Source organism: Actinoplanes hulinensis, from assembly GCF_019429605.1.
Lineage (GTDB): Bacteria > Actinomycetota > Actinomycetes > Mycobacteriales > Micromonosporaceae > Actinoplanes > Actinoplanes campanulatus.
This window is the reverse complement of the sequence record NZ_JAHXZI010000013.1, coordinates 246940-263507: the sequence shown is the minus strand read 5'-3', so window position 1 is coordinate 263507 and position 16568 is coordinate 246940. Positions and strand designations below refer to the sequence as shown.

General features: G+C 69.0%; 14 protein-coding genes. 7 read left to right on the top strand and 7 right to left on the bottom strand.

The genetic code is table 11. The features are described from left to right. Positions 1-26 precede the first annotated feature (26 nt). Together KZ829_RS25140 and KZ829_RS25135 are read left to right on the top strand one after the other, a co-directional pair. On the top strand, positions 27-515 hold the full coding sequence (locus tag KZ829_RS25140) for a PH domain-containing protein (RefSeq protein WP_220146366.1): 489 nt from the start codon (positions 27-29) through the stop codon (positions 513-515). 144 nt (positions 516-659) lie between these two features. Further along, the gene (locus KZ829_RS25135; protein ID WP_308285651.1) at positions 660-4472 is read left to right on the top strand and encodes a tetratricopeptide repeat protein; all 3813 of its coding nucleotides are present in this window, start codon (positions 660-662) and stop codon (positions 4470-4472) included. A gap of 278 nt (positions 4473-4750) precedes the next feature. Here KZ829_RS25135 and KZ829_RS25130 read toward each other — a convergent pair whose 3' ends face one another. Both KZ829_RS25130 and KZ829_RS25125 read right to left on the bottom strand, forming a co-directional pair. Next, a complete protein-coding gene (locus tag KZ829_RS25130) occupies positions 4751-5158 on the bottom strand; it encodes a hypothetical protein (RefSeq protein WP_220146364.1) in 408 nt (135 codons plus the stop codon). Continuing rightward, on the bottom strand, positions 5155-5487 hold the full coding sequence (locus KZ829_RS25125) for a hypothetical protein (RefSeq protein WP_220146363.1): 333 nt from the start codon (positions 5485-5487) through the stop codon (positions 5155-5157). The genes KZ829_RS25130 and KZ829_RS25125 overlap by 4 nt, the downstream gene beginning before the upstream one ends. A gap of 179 nt (positions 5488-5666) precedes the next feature. On the opposite strand from KZ829_RS25125, the gene KZ829_RS25120 reads away from it, so the two are divergent. The 3 genes from KZ829_RS25120 (at position 5667) to KZ829_RS25110 (ending at position 7779) form a co-directional block, all read left to right on the top strand. After that, on the top strand, positions 5667-6212 hold the full coding sequence (locus KZ829_RS25120; protein ID WP_220146362.1) for a hypothetical protein: 546 nt from the start codon (positions 5667-5669) through the stop codon (positions 6210-6212). Positions 6213-6219: 7 nt separating this feature from the next. Further along, the gene (locus KZ829_RS25115; RefSeq protein WP_220146361.1) at positions 6220-7143 is read left to right on the top strand and encodes an AEC family transporter; all 924 of its coding nucleotides are present in this window, start codon (positions 6220-6222) and stop codon (positions 7141-7143) included. Between the two features lie 96 nt (positions 7144-7239). Further along, positions 7240-7779: a snapalysin family zinc-dependent metalloprotease gene (locus tag KZ829_RS25110; RefSeq protein ID WP_220146360.1), complete on the top strand. Its 540-nt coding sequence runs from the start codon at positions 7240-7242 to the stop codon at positions 7777-7779. A 42-nt stretch (positions 7780-7821) separates the two neighbouring features. On the opposite strand, the gene KZ829_RS25105 is transcribed toward KZ829_RS25110, so the two are convergent. Both KZ829_RS25105 and KZ829_RS25100 read right to left on the bottom strand, forming a co-directional pair. Next, positions 7822-10059, bottom strand: coding sequence for a DUF6055 domain-containing protein (locus KZ829_RS25105; RefSeq protein WP_246636201.1), 2238 nt, complete (start codon positions 10057-10059; stop codon positions 7822-7824). A 130-nt stretch (positions 10060-10189) separates the two neighbouring features. Continuing rightward, entirely contained in the window at positions 10190-11281 is a 1092-nt protein-coding gene (locus KZ829_RS25100) for a glycoside hydrolase family 19 protein (RefSeq protein WP_220146359.1), read from the bottom strand. 307 nt (positions 11282-11588) lie between these two features. On the opposite strand from KZ829_RS25100, the gene KZ829_RS25095 reads away from it, so the two are divergent. Together KZ829_RS25095 and KZ829_RS25090 are read left to right on the top strand one after the other, a co-directional pair. Beyond that, positions 11589-12389 carry a hypothetical protein gene (locus tag KZ829_RS25095; protein ID WP_220146358.1) on the top strand — a complete coding sequence of 267 codons (801 nt, stop codon included), beginning with the start codon at positions 11589-11591 and terminating at the stop codon, positions 12387-12389. A gap of 177 nt (positions 12390-12566) precedes the next feature. Beyond that, complete coding sequence (locus KZ829_RS25090; RefSeq protein WP_220146357.1) at positions 12567-13118, top strand: AAA family ATPase; 552 nt, start codon at positions 12567-12569, stop codon at positions 13116-13118. On the opposite strand, the gene KZ829_RS25085 is transcribed toward KZ829_RS25090, so the two are convergent. From KZ829_RS25085 to KZ829_RS25075, 3 genes are all read right to left on the bottom strand, one after another. Continuing rightward, on the bottom strand, positions 13079-13792 hold the full coding sequence (locus KZ829_RS25085) for a VIT1/CCC1 transporter family protein (RefSeq protein ID WP_220146356.1): 714 nt from the start codon (positions 13790-13792) through the stop codon (positions 13079-13081). The genes KZ829_RS25090 and KZ829_RS25085 overlap by 40 nt on opposite strands. 582 nt (positions 13793-14374) lie before the next feature. Then, positions 14375-14845: a GNAT family N-acetyltransferase gene (locus KZ829_RS25080; RefSeq protein WP_308285650.1), complete on the bottom strand. Its 471-nt coding sequence runs from the start codon at positions 14843-14845 to the stop codon at positions 14375-14377. A 330-nt stretch (positions 14846-15175) separates the two neighbouring features. Further along, positions 15176-16558, bottom strand: a complete 1383-nt coding sequence (locus KZ829_RS25075) for a glycoside hydrolase family 43 protein (protein ID WP_220146355.1) — start codon at positions 16556-16558, stop codon at positions 15176-15178. Positions 16559-16568: the final 10 nt, after the last annotated feature.

Below are 16568 nucleotides of genomic sequence, written 5' to 3'. Positions count from 1 at the left end.
GGCCCCAAGCCGCATAATCCATCGACATGAGCCGTCCCCGGGTGCTGCGATCGTTGGCTGGTCTGCTCTTCTTCTCGGTTGCCGGTGGCGTGCTGATCTGCCTGCCGCTGCTCGCCGCGACGGCGTTTCTGACCGCGGCCGACCCCGGGCCGGCGCCGGTCGGGCTGATCGCGATGATGGCAGGGTTCGCGCTGCTCGGGGCGTTTCTGCTGCGGCTCGCGATGGTTCGGGTGGTGCTGCACGACGACCACATCGCGCTGGTGAACCCGCTGCGGACGTTCCGGTTCTACTGGTTCGACGTGGAGGACGTCGACATCGTCTCCAGTGGTGGGTGGATCGTCCGGGTCTGGGCCGGTGGGGTGCCGCGCTGGGCGTGGGGGGTGTCGCGGATCGGACGGTTCGGGCTGCCGTTCGCGAGCGTGCACGACGGCCCGGCCCAGGACGCGCCGTGTTTCGTCCACGACGGCTATCAGGCGATACGCACCGCCTGGCAGCGAGGGCAACGTCGCCGGTGACCCGCCGGTTCTCAGCCGCCGGCGCAGGGTTGGCCCCGGCGGCTGGCGGCAAGAGAACGACGCCGGTAGCCGCCGATTCTCGGCTTGTCCATCGGGTGGGGTGAGGGCTGTGTCCGTCAGTCATCGGGTAGGAGGTGGCTTGTGGTGGCCGGTGTGGTGATCGACGGTTCCGGTTTCGAGATCGTGGCCGATGACCGGCGGATCGGGGAACGCCGGGCACTGACCGAGGCGGATGAGGCGTTGCTGTCTGCTCTCGGGGTGCGGTATCTGCGGGCGGTGCAGGCGCAGGCCACCGACGACGTGTTTCTGACCTTGGGCCGGGAGTTGTGGGCATGGCTGGATGGTGATCAAGGCCAGTTGACGGTGTTGCTGGATCGGGCTGCGGTGCCGGTGACGTTCGAGGTGCGGGGTCCGCGGTCGCCGTCGGAGCGGGTGTGGGCGGTGTTGCGGGCGCCGTTCGAGTTGCTGGCGCGGCCGGGTGGTGGGTTTCTGGCGGCGGATGCGGTGCGCCGGTTCGGTGTGGTGCGGCGGCTGGGTGAGCCTGCGGCAGCGGTGGTGGAGTCAGATGGGTTTCGGTTGGGGTTGGCGTTCATGGCGTCGTCGCCGCGGCGGCAGCATGAACTGGATTTCGAGGCCGAGGAAGCGGCGATCCTCGAGGCGGTCGGCGATGCCCGGATCGATCTCGTGGTGGAGGACACCGGGGATCCGAACCGGTTGGGGCAGCGGTTGGCGGATCTGGGTGGGATGCCGGTGGTGCATCTGTCCTGTCATGGGGTGAACAGGTATCCGGTGCGGCCGGGGCAGCCGGGTGAGCCGGTGCTGATGATGGAGGACGAGGTCGGGGGCGATCTGCCGGTCACGGCTGCTGATCTGGTGCGGGCGTTGACGCCGACGCCGCGGTTGTTGTTCGTGTCGGCGTGCCTGACCGCGACACCATCGGGTGCGGCGGGGCATCTGCCGGCTGGTGCCGGGCGGCGCGCTGGTGTGGTGGATGTCGAGCCTGAGGCGATGCCGGCGCATTCGATGGCTACGGCGTTGGTGTCGGCTGGTATTCCGGCGGTGCTGGGCTGGGATGGTTCGGTCGGTGACCGGGCGGCGACGATGTTCGCGGGGGTTCTGTATGAGCAGTTGAGTAGGCGGGTTGATCCCGTGGTGGCGGTCGGTGACGCACGGCGGACGTTGTTGAACTGCGATGAGCGAATGGTGCGGGCGGACTGGCATCTGGCCCGGTTGTGGCTGGGTCCGGCCGGTGGACGGCCGTTGGTGGCGGGGGCGGGCTGGCGGTCGCGGGTGTCGGCGGTGCAGGGTACGAAGGTGTTCCTGGACCGTAAGCGGCATGTGCCGGTGGCGGCGCCGGACATGTTCGTCGGTCGTCGCCCGGAGTTGCAGCGGGCGTTGCGGGCGTTGCGCGGGCAGGACAAGGTGGGCGTTTTGCTGCATGGGCAGGGCCGGCTCGGTAAGTCGAGTCTGGCGGCCCGAATCGTGGATCGTTGTCCGCAGTTGGCGCCGGCGGTGGTGTTCGGTGATTACAGTGCCGCCGCGATTCTGGAGGCGGTGGACGAGGCGGTCCACGCCGATAGGAACGCCCGTGAGTTGATTCGGGACCGGCGGCCTGAGGTGCGTGATCGGCCTGAGGCTCTGGGGGAGCTGTTGATCGATCTGTTGAGTGGGCCATGCGCGCAGGGCGGTGGGGGGCGGCCGCTGCTGCTGGTGATCGACGATCTCGAGCAGGTGCTGGTGCCGGATCCGAACGGCCCGCATCGGCTCGAGCCGCGGGTGGCTGCGGTGCTGGCCGGTGTCTTGCGGGCGTTCGACCCGAACCACACTGACAGCCGTCTGTTGGTGACCAGCCGGTTCCAGTTCGCTCTCGGCGGGGTGGAGGATCGGCTGGAGCAGATTGCGTTACGGCCGCTGTCGATGGTCGCCCAGCGTAAGCTGCTGAATCGTCAGCAGCAGCAGCCTCAGGTCGTTTCGCAGCGGCGGCCGGAGCGGGATGCGCTTGCTGAGCGGGCGATGGTGGTCAGCCGGGGGAATCCGGGTTTGCAGGATCTCATCGGTCTGCGCCTGGTATACAGCGATCAGGTCGATGGCGGCCGGGCTGAGGCGGCGGTCGCCGGGATGGAGGCGTATCTGCGTCAGGGCCAGACGCCCGCAGATGCCGACCTGCGAGTGTTCCTGGAGAATCTGGCTCTCGACACGTTGATCGAGCAAGCCGGTCCGGTGCATCGCGAGTTGTTGCGGGATCTGAGCCTGTTCGAGTTGCCGGTGCCGGAGCCGGTTGCCGCCGTGCTGGCTGAACGTGTCGGGGGTTCGATGGCGCGGCTGGTGGGGTTGGGGTTGCTCGACGTCTTCCCGGACGGCTATGACCCGCAGCGGCGGGCGCTGGCGGTCAACGCGCTGGTCGCCGGGCGTATCGATCCGCTCGATGCCGCCGAGATCCCTGATCTGGCGCGGGTGGTCGCGGAGCCGTTGTATGCCGCCTGGGGCGGTGACGTGGAAGGTGACCGGGATCTCGGTCTGGATCTGCAGTTGACCCGGATCGCGCTGCACGCCGACACGCCGCAGATCGTCTCCGCCTGCGCTGCTGGAGCCGTGGCCGCGCTGAGGTCCGGGCCCGCTGTCGATGCGTTTCGGCTCGGCCGAGAGGCGATCGCCCTACTCGATCGGCATCGGGTGGCGGTGCCGTTGTTGCTTCTTCGGCGTGTCGCTGACGCCGCGAAGACCAGTGGGGACGGTGACGCCACCGGGCGGTTGTATGACCGGGCGAGTCGGCAGGCACAAGCCGACGGCCCGCATCAGAGCGACCCCCTGGACCGGGCACGCGTCGCGGCAGAACACGCCACCTACCTGATCGGCCGTGGTGAACTGCAGCAGGCCGAACACTTGCTCCGGCAAGCCCACCACCTGTTCACCTCGGCCGGATCCGACCTCGAAGCTGCCGCCTGTCAAGGGACGCTCGCCGACATCCTCTACCAGCGCGGCGACTACGACGAAGCCCTGCGCATCCGCCGCGAAGTGCAGTTGCCGGTGTACGAACGGCTCGACGACGCCCGGTCGGCCGCGGTCGCCTGGGGCAATATCGCCGACATCCTCTACCACCGCGGCGACTACGACGAAGCCCTGCGCATCCGCCGCGAAGTCGAGTTGCCGGTGTACGAACGGCAAGGCGCCACCCGCGAGGCCGCCATCGCCTGGGGCAAGATCGCCGACATCCTCTACCAGCGCGGCGACTACGACGAAGCCCTGCGCATCCACAACGAGGAAGCACTGCCGGTGTTCGAGCGGCAAGGCGCCACCCGCGAGGCCGCGGTCACCTGGGGCCGGATCGCCGACATCCTCTTCGAGCGCGGCGACTACGACGAGGCTCTGCGCATCCGCCGCGAAGTACAGTTGCCGGTGTACGAACGGCTCGGCGCCACCCGCGAGGCCGCGGTCACCTGGGGCCGGATCGCGGACATCCTCTACCAGCGCGGCGACTACGACGAAGCCCTCCGCATCCGCCGCGAAGTACAGTTGCCGGTGTACGAACGGCTCGGCGACACCCGGTCGGCCGCGGTCACCTGGGGCAATATCGCCAACATCCTCTACCAGCGCGGCGACTACGACGAAGCGCTTGCCCTGCAAACCAAACGATTGCTCGTGCACGAGCAGATTGGCGACCTGGATGGTATTGCGGCCACAAAGTGGGGGCTGGCCCAAATTGACTTGGCGAGGGAAAACTACGAGGCCGCATTTCCACGGTTGGTGGAGGCGTTCCAAGCCTTCCAGCAACTACAGAGGCCCGACGGCATCGCGTTCGTCGGCAGTGCTCTGGGACGGCTCCTGCTGGCGGCCGGCCAGCAGGAACTGGCAAAATCCGTCCTGGAGGCCAGCCTGACCGCCGCCGAGAAGATCGGGGCGACACGCATAATCGAGACCGTCCGTCAATCAATTGGTCAGATTCAGAAATCCCCGTGACAACTGCTTTATTCGGCGTTGCCCCTTATATGGCGTGATCGGATGCACTCTTTTCGGCACGAGCGTGAGCCGACCACGATGCGGCCGTTACTGCGCCACCGACCCCACTCATCCCCGCGCCACCGCGATCGTCGGCGAGCGGTCGGGAACGGCATTCGATCATCAAGCGGGTCCGCGCAGTCCGGGAGCGAGCCGCCAGCGCCACGGGCGGCGGACGTCACGCCGATCACTTGTGGGCGGATCCGCCGGGCCGTCGACGAACCGGTTGAACGACGAGCTCAGCCGCCGGGGCAGGCTCGGCCGCCGCTCGTCGGGATGCAGACGGTTACCTCGGGGACGGGTTCGCGGGCGGGCGGGACGGTGCCGATCAGCGGGGCCGCGGACTGGGTCGCGGCTATGCCGTAGACGGCCAGGAACAGCAGCATTCCGGCCAGGGCGCCGAGGAAGTGGGTGCGCCAGTAGCGGTCGCGGAGCATGACCGCCACGAGCAGACCCAGCAACGGTACGGCCACGTTGAGCCCCATCGCCGTGCTCAGGTAACGGTCGGTGACGGTCGCGAAGTGTTCGGCTTCGGCGCGGGTGGCGAAAGTGGGCAGGGTGTAGCGGCGGATCAGGCCGACGATCAGCAGGAACGGCACGCCGTAGAGCCAACCGAAGAAGAGCGCGCCGAGCGTCGTACGTCTCATCGGGCGACCGCCAGGACCAGACCGCCCAGCGCGACCGCCACGGGGACCGCGACCACCGCGGTGAGGGTGCCCGCCAGCGGCGCCGAAGGCAGCCGGCGGGCGAACGGACCGGCCAGCACCAACACGATGATGATCATGGCGAGGAGGACCGGGCTGGCCAGAGTCAGGCCGAGGGTGGCGGCCTCGCCCGGGGTGAGGCACCAGGAGGTCGCGTCGTCGCACGTCTGCTCGCCCGCCGACTGCACCGCACCGGCGATCACCGCGGTCACCACCGTGACCAGCCAGCCGAGCCCGACCAGCGCGGTGGTCCGGTACGACGCCTCCCTCATGTGTCACCCCGTTCAGCACCGTCGATATGTCCGGCCGGGAGCGTAGTACCCGCGCGCCCGAGGATCAGCCCGCCCTGAACGGCCGGTGCCCGTCATACCTCCGCGGTACCCGCGTGCCCGGGGACTGGCCGGGATCCGACATGATGTCCGCAAGCGATCGGCGACCTGGGGGAACAGTGATGAGACGCGTCTGCGTGGCGGCCCTGCTCGTGCTCGCGATGGCCGGATGTGACAAGGCGGAGCCGGCGCCGACGACGACCGCGACCGCCACGACCACCGTCGCCACCACGGAACCGGCGGCGACCACCGCAGCGACGACGGCGCCGGTGGCGCTGGAGGACGGCCGGCACCCGGTCTACCTCACCAAGGTGGCCGCCGGAACGGTGACCTTCGACCTGATCGAGTTCCTGACCGGGGACAAGGCCAAGGCGCGCTGGAAGAAGGAGCATCCGGAGAACCCGGACGGGCCGGACAACGACTACATGATCGTGAACGAGAACCCGAAGCTGCGGACGCTGCCGGTCGCCGCGGACGCCGACTGCCAGGTGCTCGAGACGCTCGGCGGTGTCGACATGACGACGGTCCCCTGCAAGGACCTGGCGGCCTTCCTGAAGAAGCAGAACGAGGGGCTCGACGTCTCCCCGCCGCACATCGCGGTGCTGCCGTTCTGGCTGACGGTCGAGGACGGTTCGGTCGTACGGTTCGAGGAGCAGTTCCTGCCCTGACGTACCGATGGCGGGGGTGCTGAGCGGTTTCACCACGATCTGGGCGCTCGCGGCGCTCGGCTACGTGCTGGCCAGACTCCGGTTCCTGGGTGACCAGGCGCCACGGGTGCTGGGGCAGCTGGTGTTCTCGGTGGCGGGTCCGGCGCTGCTGTTCACGACACTGAGCCGGACCTCGCTGGACCGGATCGTGACCGGGGCGTCACTGGCGTTCGCGGCGTCGGCGATCGTGGTGGCGGTCCTGTACGCGCTGGTCGCCCGGCTGGTGTGGAGGCGGGACGCGCGGACCGTCACGATCGGCACGCTCGGCGCGTCGTATGTGAACGCCGGCAACATGGGGCTGGCGATCGCGGCCTATGTGCTCGGTGACGTGTCGCTGGTCGTACCGGTGCTGCTCTTTCAGCTCTTGATTTTCGGCCCGATCGCGCTGGCCGTGCTGGATCTGGCCAGTGGGCAGGGGCGCCCGTCGGCGGCCCGGCTGGCGCTGTTGCCGGTCCGGAACCCGCTGATGATCGCGTCGGCCGCCGGGATCCTGGTGGCGGCGACCGGCTGGCATCCGCCGGATCTGCTGCTGGAGCCGTTCGAGCTGGTCGGGGCGGCGGCGGTGCCGGCCGCGCTGCTGGCGTTCGGGATGTCGTTGCCGGGAGCGCGACCGTTGCGCGGCGGCCCGGATGCGCCGGAGCGGTATCTCGCGGTGACGTTGAAGGTGGTGGTCCAGCCGCTTCTGGCGTACCTCATCGGGCGTCTCGTCCTTGATCTGCCGGACCACCAGGTTTTCGCCGCGGTGATCACGGCGGCGCTGCCGACCGCGCAGAACGTGTTCGTGTTCGCGCTGCGTTACCGGACGGCCGAGTCGCTGGCGCGGGACGTGGTGATGCTGTCCACCCTGGTGTCGGCGCTGGTCATGGTCCTGGCGGCGGTCTTCCTGGTTTAGACATCATTCGGCGCAGAGGGCCGAACCGGTATGCCGCATTCATGGATGATCGTCGATAGAAAGGAGGGGTCCCGTTCCCCATCCCCGGAGGTAGCCATGCTGCTCCGCAGAATAGCCGCGGCCCTGGTCGCGGTCCTCGCCATCGGCGGTTTCCAGGCGGTCACCGCCGCGCCCGCCGCCGCCGCGCCGCGCGTCCTCTACTACGACGCGAGCCAGGCCCAGGAGTTCAAGTCCGTCGTCGATCAGGGCGCCCAGATCTGGAACAGCCGGGTGGCAAACGTGCGCCTGCTGCCGGTCCCGGCCGGATCAACCCCCAACATCCGGGTGTACGCCGACAACGGCTGGCCGCGCGCACAGACCACGTCCCTGGGCAACGGCCGCTGGTACATGGGCCGCCAGGCGGTGAACCAGGGCTACTACCAGCCGCGGATCGCCGCTCACGAGTTCGGGCACCTGCTCGGGCTGCCGGACCGGCGCACCGGCCTGTGCACCGACCTGATGTCCGGCAGCAGCGCGCCGGTGAGCTGCACCAACGCCTACCCGAGCACCACTGAGGCCAGCACCGTGAACCGCAACTTCGCGACCACGGCAAGCGTGCCGGCTCAGACCTTCATCTGGTCCGGCAGCCCGGCGTAGTGGGAGGGGCGCCGCTCACGGGCGGCGCCCGGCCCGTCGTGACTACTTCGCGAAGGTCTTCACCTCGAGCAGGCCCACCGAGCCGGCGCTGGAGGCGCGCAGCGACACCCGCAGGCGGGTGGTGGTGACCGGGGTGAAGGTGACCGTGTTGTAGACGTCGGCGACCGCGGGGTATCCGCTGGCCGCGGCCACGTCGGCGTACGCCGAGCCGGTCCAGTACTGAAGTGTCCAGGACGACGGCAGACGTACCCCGTTGCCGTCGTCGAAGAGGTAGACCTGGGCACGGCCGACCGTGACCGTGGACGGCCAGGTCAGCTCGGCCCACTGGCTGCCGGTCTCCGGCCACGTTCCCCAGCGCGGGTTGACCGTGTCGTTCGACGCCGCCGGTTCGAGACCGTCGTTGATGGCGCCGACCGTCTCCCACGGCGAGGTGTAGGAGGCGGATGCGGTGGCCGTACCGGAAAGGTCGGCGCCGGCCGGGGAAGCCGAGGGCGTCGGGGTGGCCGAAGGCGTCGTCGTTTCGGACAGCGCCAGGTCCGCGCTCGGGAAAGCGGTGAACGACGGGTTGACGTCGGTCTCCCCGGCCGCGCCGTCACACTTGCGGTCCGGATTGAACAGCAGGTACGTGCCGGACGAGCAGGCGAAGGCGATCTCCGCGTCGCCGCCGACCACGACGCTGCCGGACAGGTTGGCGCCGGCCTGGATGAGGGCGTTGTCCTTGACCACCGCGTTGCCGCCGACGGTGCCGCCGTTGACCCAGCCGAGGCCCTCGATCCGGGCGTTGCCGGTGACCGTGCCACCCATCACGGCGGCCTTCGGCCCGACGTACGCGGTGACCGCCACACTGGCGTTCGCCGCGATCCAGCCGCCGCCGTTGGAGTGCCAGCGGCCGCCACCGGTCGGGTTCGGCTTCACGTGGCCGGGCTCGAAACCGGACGGTGTGGCCCCGGAGACGCGGAACTCGTACGGGAACCGGCGTGCCTTGGTGTACCCGTCGAGGAAGCCGTAGTGCGGGACCGCGCTGGGTGTGGCGGTGACGACCAGCCACACCTCGCTCTCGCCGGCCTGCAACTGGAGGTCGATCCGGCCGTCGCTGCCGGTCTTGACGCCCGAGTAGCGTGGCGTGCCGTTCTTGACTGCCACCAGGCCGAACGTCCAGCCGCTGGCCCCGGTCTCGGCGTGCCCCTTGAGCCGCAACCTGACGAGCCCACCGTCAGTTGACGGCACCAGCTTGATCTTGTTGAAGCCGTAATCGGACGGCGCGACGCGACTGTTGATCTGGTAATGCCCCAGACTTGAGTTGACCGCCTCAACATTGCCGCCGTTGTACGCATTGAGGAAGCCGGCACCGTACACGTTGTTGATGAACGGCATCAATGTTGACCGGTTGCCGAAGTCGTAGGTGACCGTCCGGGTGGCGTACTCACCGAGACGCCGGTTGAGTTCGTTCTGGTCGATGCCGGCGACCCGCCGGTACACCTCAAGTGGATGCTCGGTGCTGCGGGCCTCGTTCCAGATCCGGTTGAACATGTCCAGGCCGTCACGGTCCTTGATGTACTGCGCGAGCATCCAGTTGCCGTAGTGGTGCCGGCTGGAGCTGTGGTACAGGTTCTCCGAGCGCAGCCAGCGGGTCAGATCACCGGCCGCCGTGGTGGGCAGCGCCTGCATGGCCATGAACTCGGCGCTGGTCTCCCAGAACGTGCCGGCCGAGGGGTCGGTGAAGCCGTAACCGCCGCGGCCCAGGAACGTGTAGTTCTGGAAGACGTGAGCCAGCTCGTGCGCCAGGCCCCACGATCCGGGCAGGGCCGCGCCGGGGGCGACGTTGATGACGCCCACCTTCCCGTCGACCGAGCCACCGGTGGCCCAGGCGTTGAGTTCGGTGCGGTTCCAGGTGTTCGTGACGATGACGATGATCTTGTGCTGGGCCAGCAACCCGGTCTCCGGCGTGAACCTCATGGTGTTCACGTAGAAGCCGTAGAGGTTCTCCAGCTGGCTGATCACGCTGTCCGGGTCGAAGTTGTACGGCGACGCCGCGGACTTCGGATCGGTGCCCGACCTCTCACCCCAGAGCAGGATGAAGTTGGCGGACTCCTTGGTGCGTTCGGCGGCCCAGGGCACCTCGCCGGTCTGGGTCCAGTAGGAGGGGATGTAGACGGTCTTGGTGGCCGCTGACGCGCGCGACATGATCTGGGGGATCAGACCGGCACTCGTGAGGAGCACCAGCGCGCACGCGATGACGAGCCACAGCTGCCGCCGTGATCGCGTTCGGGGGATCGGCATGAACCGGAACCATAGACCAGATCTGGAAGCGCTCCCAAACCTGCTTAGGACGGACTTTCCCGGCCCTTTCGCGTGCCTTAAGACGACAGCCCCGGCGCTCGGCGCGCCGGGGCTGCTCCTCTCAGTACTGTCAGCAGTAGAGGTTGGCGCCCGGGCTCACACCCAGGATCGCGCTGAACCGCTGATAGGCGTCCACCCGGCTCTGCACCTGCGCCGGATTGCCGCCGTTGCACTCGAGCGACCCGTTGATGCTGCGGATCGTCTCCCCGAAGCCCCGGCTGTTGACCATGGCGTCGTGCGGGGTCATGCTGCCCGGACCGCGCTGGGTCATCCAGTACCAGACGGCCGTCTGGTAGGCGACCGACGACTCGTTCTTGACCCGGTCCGGGTTGTTCAGCAGGTCGATGCCGAGCGCGTCACCGGCCGCCTTGTAGTTGAAGTTCCAGCTGAGCTGGATCGGGCCACGGCCGTGGTAGGCGCTCTGACCGGCCGGGCACCCATACGGCTGGCTGCGGTCGCAGTAGAGCGGCCAGTTCGCCTGGTTGATCTCCTCGACGTAGACCAGGCCGCCGGACTCGTGGTTGATGTTGGCGAGGAAGGCCGCGGCCTCCTGCTTCTTGACAGTGTCGCTGCCGGTGGTGGTGAACGCCGGGTACTTCTTGACGGCGTCGATCAGGCCGGCGTACGAGTAGAACGCGATCCGGCTCGGGAACATCTGGTTGAACTGGGCCTCGCTGACCGGGAAGCTTCCGGACCCGCCGCCGGGCGGCGGGGTGGTTCCGCCACCGGAGCAGGTGTACGGCGACCAGTACCAGGTGCTGATGACCGGGTCGTAGCCGGGGTTGTCGTGCGACGCCCGGTAGTACTGCCCGTTGGTGTAGCGGACGATCGACCCGGCCGCGTAGAACTGGCCGGCCACCCAGTTCGGGTGGTTGCAGGTGCCGGTGGGCGGGGTGGTGCCGCCGCCACCGCAGGCGCCGTTGTCGGCCCACACCCCGGAGCCGCCGGTGCTGGGGGTCTCGCCCTGGGTCCACCACTTGGCGGTCCAGTTGCGGCCGTTGTGGGACGCCCGCATCCCACCGGTGTAGACGGCCGAGTTGCTGTACGCGGCCACGCACGCCTCGGCCGCACTCGACGCGGTCATGGGCAGGATCGCGGCGGCGGCGCCGGCCACGGCCACGCTGACCGCCGCCAGGATCGACAGGAGCCGTTTTCTGGGCATGGTTCACCTTCCGTACATCAATGGATGTACTGGTGCGAGGGGGATATCGGGTACATCGACTTAACTAGATGCAGGACCCCCGGTCAAGATATCTGTTAAGAAAGTTCAGGATTTGTTTCGGCGGGGCGGGAAACGGCTCAGGGCCGGGGCGCGGTACGCGTCCAGGCCGCTCGCCGCGCCGGCTGGTCGCGGCCACCGAAGCCACACGCGCTCCACCGTGTTCCCACTCGCGGCCGAACATGTCAGCAGGCAACCATCCCGTTCGGTACGGCGTCGAAGGCGCGTGGACGTACTGATGCTGATGGTCGTGGGTTTGCTCGGGTATCTCACCGGACGGCGTTTTCCGCATCCGGGCGCGTGGATCGGCCGCTGGCGTGAAATGGCGGTCCGGCTACCGGGACGCCGGTGGTCGCGGCCGCTGCTCGTGGTGGGTGCGCTCCTCGCCACGGCGCCGGTGTGGCCGGGCGTCCAACCGGGGGACCCGATCGCGGACGAGATGCTGGAACCGGCCGAGGTCGCCGGGCTCGTGCCTCTCGTGCTGATGTTCCCGGTCGCCTGGGCGCTGCTGGGCCGGTCCCGGCCGTACGCCTGGCGGGTCGGCGCCGGGCTTGCCGTCTGGGTCGCCGCGTGGTCGTTATGGACCGTCACGTTCGGCACCTGGAGCACCCCGCCGACCGTGGACGACGGTCTGCGCTGGCACCTCATCGGGGCCGCTCTCGTCGTCGCGGCCGGAGCGCGGCCGCGAAAGCCGTTGACCGGGCGCTGGATGGCGGGCGCGGCCATCGCGACGATCGGAGTCGCCGCCATCTTCGCGATACCGGTCGTCGGCGATCCGCCGGTGCCGCCGCGCGACGCGATTCCGCTTCCGGCCGCGATGACCGTGCTCCGCGAGGAGACCGGGTGTGGCGCGAATTCCTGCTACCGCCGGTTCACGGTCACCGGCCTCGGCGAGGCGGACGAGGCCGCGCTGGCCCGGCGGGTCGGCTGCCGTCGGACCGGCTGGCTCAACGCGTACGAGCTGTGCCTCGACCTGCGGCACGACGAGCCCGCGCCGGCCGTGGAACTCCAGGTCACGTACTACAACGGGCGGGACCGGGTGGTCTTCTGAGGGTGGTGACCGGCGACCGGAGCGCTACCACCTCGACGCCGACCTCGCCTTCGGGCTCCTGATCCAGGTCAGCCGGCGCACCGGGACCAGGGTGGTCGACGTGGCCCGGCATCTGACCAGAACCGGCGAGTTGCGCCCGGTGTGGCCGGATGCAAAGGGGCGCTAGCATCGGGTCACGTGATCGTTTGGATCAATGGGACCCACGGGGCCGGTAAGACGACGACCAGTGCGCTCGTGCGGGCACTCATCCCGGATTCGCGGGTACTCGACGCCGAGAAGGTCGGCGAGACGCTGATGGACATCACGCCGGGGCTGCCGGAGACCGGCAACTTCCAGCACTGGCCGCCGTGGCGGCAACTCGTCGTCGAGACGGCCCGGCGGGTGCTCGACTACACCGGCGGCACCCTGGTGATGCCGATGACCGTCCTGGTCGAACCGTACTGGCGGGAGATCAGCGCGGGCCTCGCCGCACACGCCATCGAAGTGCGGCACTTCGTCCTGCACGCCGACCAGGACACCCTTCGGGGCCGGATCGCGGCGGCCTCCCCGATTCCGTCACCGTTCCGGCTCCAATACCTCGAGGCGTACGCCGAGGCGGCCCGCACCTGGCTGCACGCCGAGGCCGAGGTCGTGGACACCACGCACCGTACGCCGGCGGAGGTCGCCCGGTGGATCGCCGACGCCGTGACTCATCCGGTCCCGGCGCCGACCAATGTCCCGATACCGTAGGTGACCGCCATTCCCGCCGCGCCGCCGAGCACGAGCCGCAGCACCGCCCGCCCCGGCCGGGCGCCGCCGAGCCGTGCGCTCAGGTAGCCGGTGCCGGCGAGGGCGGCGAGCACCACCACGAACGCGACCACGATCCGGGCGCCCGGCGGCGGCAGCAGGATCGCCGCGAGCGGCAGCAGCGAACCGGTCGTGAACGCGACGGCCGACGCGACGGCGGCCTGCCACGGGTCGGTCAGCTCGTCCGGATCCAGGCGCAACTCGACGTCGGCGTGCGCGGCGAACGCGTCGCGGTCGGTCAGTTCCCGGGCCACCTGCCGGGCGGTCGCCTCCCTGAGCCCCTTGGCCTCGTAGAGCGCGACCAGCTCCTCGAACTCCTGCTCCGGGAACTCGGCCAGCTCGCCGCGTTCCTTCTCCAGCAGCGCCTTCTCGGTGTCCCGCTGGCTGCTCACCGACACGTACTCCCCCAGCGCCATCGAGACGGCGCCGGCCACCAGCCCGGCGACACCGGCGGTGGCGATCGCCCCGGTGGAGGTGGTCGCTCCCGCCACACCGATCACCAGACCGGCGGTCGACACGATGCCGTCGTTGGCGCCGAGCACACCGGCGCGCAGCCAGTTGAGCCGCCCGGCGAGGGCGGCGTCGTGCGGCTCGCCCGGATGCGGGTCCATGGTCATGGGTTCCAGGACGCGGCCGGCTCGACCGGCCGAAGTCCCACGCCTGGCAGGAACGCCCCCAGCACGTCGATCTCGCCATCTTCGACGAACGCGAGGCCGAAAACCCGATTCTCCATGTTGGCGCTCCTTTCAAACCAACATCATCTGGTACGGGCGGCGCCGTCGCCAGTTCCGGCGGGCACCAGCGCAGGAACCGCTCGATCGACAGGCACACTCCGCTGAAGTCCACGGTCGAACGTCAAGCTGGACCGAGTCCGGGGTGCTCGCCAACCGGAACTCCCACGCCGGATCACACGGCCATCCCTTGTCACCGGAGACCGCTGGTACAAGGCCGGCTTTCAACGCCTCGTCACCCCGGGCCCTGAGCCCACGAGACACCCCGCAGACGATGGAACAGGCAGCTCAGCGGCGCGTGGACCGCACCAGAGGACATTGGAAGAAGAGCGGCCGAAGCGACGCGAACGACGCCTGCGTGAAGGTGGCCATTCGCTGCCACCGTGGACCGCGGCATGCCGCCCCGCCTCTACCACCGTGCCGAACGGTCCGCCTTCATCGACGATGTCAAAGGCAGCGAGTTCAACCTCACCTGAGGTCGAACCGCATCCGGGGCAGTACACGGCCGGGGATGGACGGCGACGGAGTCGTGCCCACGGTCGTCGCCCCCATCTCGAGGTAGAAGGCTTCGGCATTCGGTTCCGCGTCGATCAGGATCGTCGCGAAACCGAGTTCCCGCGCTACCCCCATGGCGTGCTGCCACAAACTCCGGCCGATGCCGCGCTGCAGGTATTCCGGGTCAATCCAGAGATTTCCCAGTTCACCCTCGGGCGGCTGCCCGTCCAACGTATAGAAGCCGGCGATCCGGCCGTCAATCTCCACAACCGAGGTACGGCGAGAGCTCACGTCCTCCGGCAACAACGTCAGTTCGTCCCGGCAGGCCTTCAGAAACAGCTCGTCGTACCCCCAATGAGCCTTCGACCTGAGTGCCAGCTCGCTCAGAGCGCCAGCCTCCTCAACCCGCGCCAGTCGCATCAAGATCCGCACCGCCCCTTCCACCCCACGCACCCACGCACGCACCCACGCACCCACGCCGCTCGATCATCGCCCACCCCTGCCGATCTTGGACGACCGACCACCGCGGGCGGCAGAAAAACGTCCAAGAACTGGGCAAGGAGGCCGCGCCGCCCACCCCAGACCGACCTTGGACGACCGACCACCGCCCGCGGTAGGAAGACGTCCAAGATCCGAAAAGGCGGGAGGCACGCCGCCCAACTCCCGCCGACCTTGGACGACTGACCACCGCGGACGGTGGGAGAACGTCCAAGATCGGCGGGGACGGGGCGGGGACGACGGAGGGACGAAGGAGGGAGGGGACGAGGGTGAGGGTTAGGAGATGCGGAAGGTGGCGTCCTGGCGGTCGGTGGCGCTGGAGGAGGCGCTGAGGGGGTCGATGCGCAGCACGTAGTTGGAGTGGCGCAGGTAGCGGTCCGGGACGTTGTAGGAGCGGAACGACGACCACGCGGAATCCGCCAGCCCCGCCACCCGGTGGAAGGTGGCGTCGGCGCGGAACGCGGTGGTGTTGTCGTTGGGGTCGAGGCGGATGGCGTAGTTGCTGTGCCTCAGATAGCGCCCGGGATAGTTGACCGACTCGAACGAGACCCCGGCGCTGTCGGCCAGTCCGGCCACCATCCGCCACAGCTGGTCCTGGTGCGGGTCGAACGGGTAGGCGTCGATGCGGCCGATGCTGTTGGCGTGGCGTACGTACCGGTCGGGGAAGTTGGAGGACTTGAGCCGCACCCAGGCGGGCAGGCCCCAGCGGCTGACCAGGGCGCTGTACTCGGTGGCGGTGATGCCGGCGATGCTGCCGTGTTTGGCGTTCAGCGGCGGGGTGAAGGTGCGCTGGTTCGCCACGGTCCAGCTGTTGCCGCCGACGTTGCCGCTGCTCCACAGGTAGTAGTCGTTGTTGACCGGGCTGAACGAGTCGCCCCAGAGCCACCAGCCGGTGCCCGCGTTGTTCTTGATCAGGAGCGGGGCCTCCATCGAGCTGCCCTGGCGCAGGCCGCTGGTGTACGTGGTGTAGCTGTTGGCCGCGCCGGTGCTGGAGCGGGCGCCGTGGATCATGCCGGTGGTGAGGTTCTTGTAGTACAGGTAGAAGGTGGAGCCGTCGACGACGATGTCACCGTCAAGAACCGGGAAGCCGGGGCTGAAGTAGACCTGGTTCGCCGAGACGGTCCGGAAGTCGGACGTGTAGTTGACCATGAAAACGTCGGTGCCGTTGTTGGCCGAGTAGACGATGCCGTACTGGCCGCGGGCGGCGTCCCAGAACGCGGTGGGCGCCCAGGTGTGTGTGGCCAGCGTGTGCATGCGGATCCGCCGGTAGCCGGTGAAGCTGGTCAGGTTCACCGAGTCCCAGACGTGCAGGTACTGGTTGTTCTGGCCGAAGTCGGTGCCGTTGAGGTCGGTCGCCAGGATCACGAAGGTGCCGTCCTGCTTGCGCAGGATGAACGGGTCCCGCAGGCCGAGGGTGCCGGCGGTCGGGGTGACGACGGGTGCGTTCTGGTTCAGCGGCGACCAGTTCAGGCCGTCCTGGCTGACCGCCAGGTGCAGGCCGTAGTTCGCGCCGGACATGTTCGGGGTCTCGGTGAAGTAGGCGAACACGTAGGCGGTGTTCGCCGCGAGGGCCGCGGTCGGGGCGGCGCCGACCGCGGTGGCGGTCGCGGCCGCGGACAGGACGGGCAGCAGGGTGAAGGTGCGGCGGGTCAGGGACACGGTTTCACCT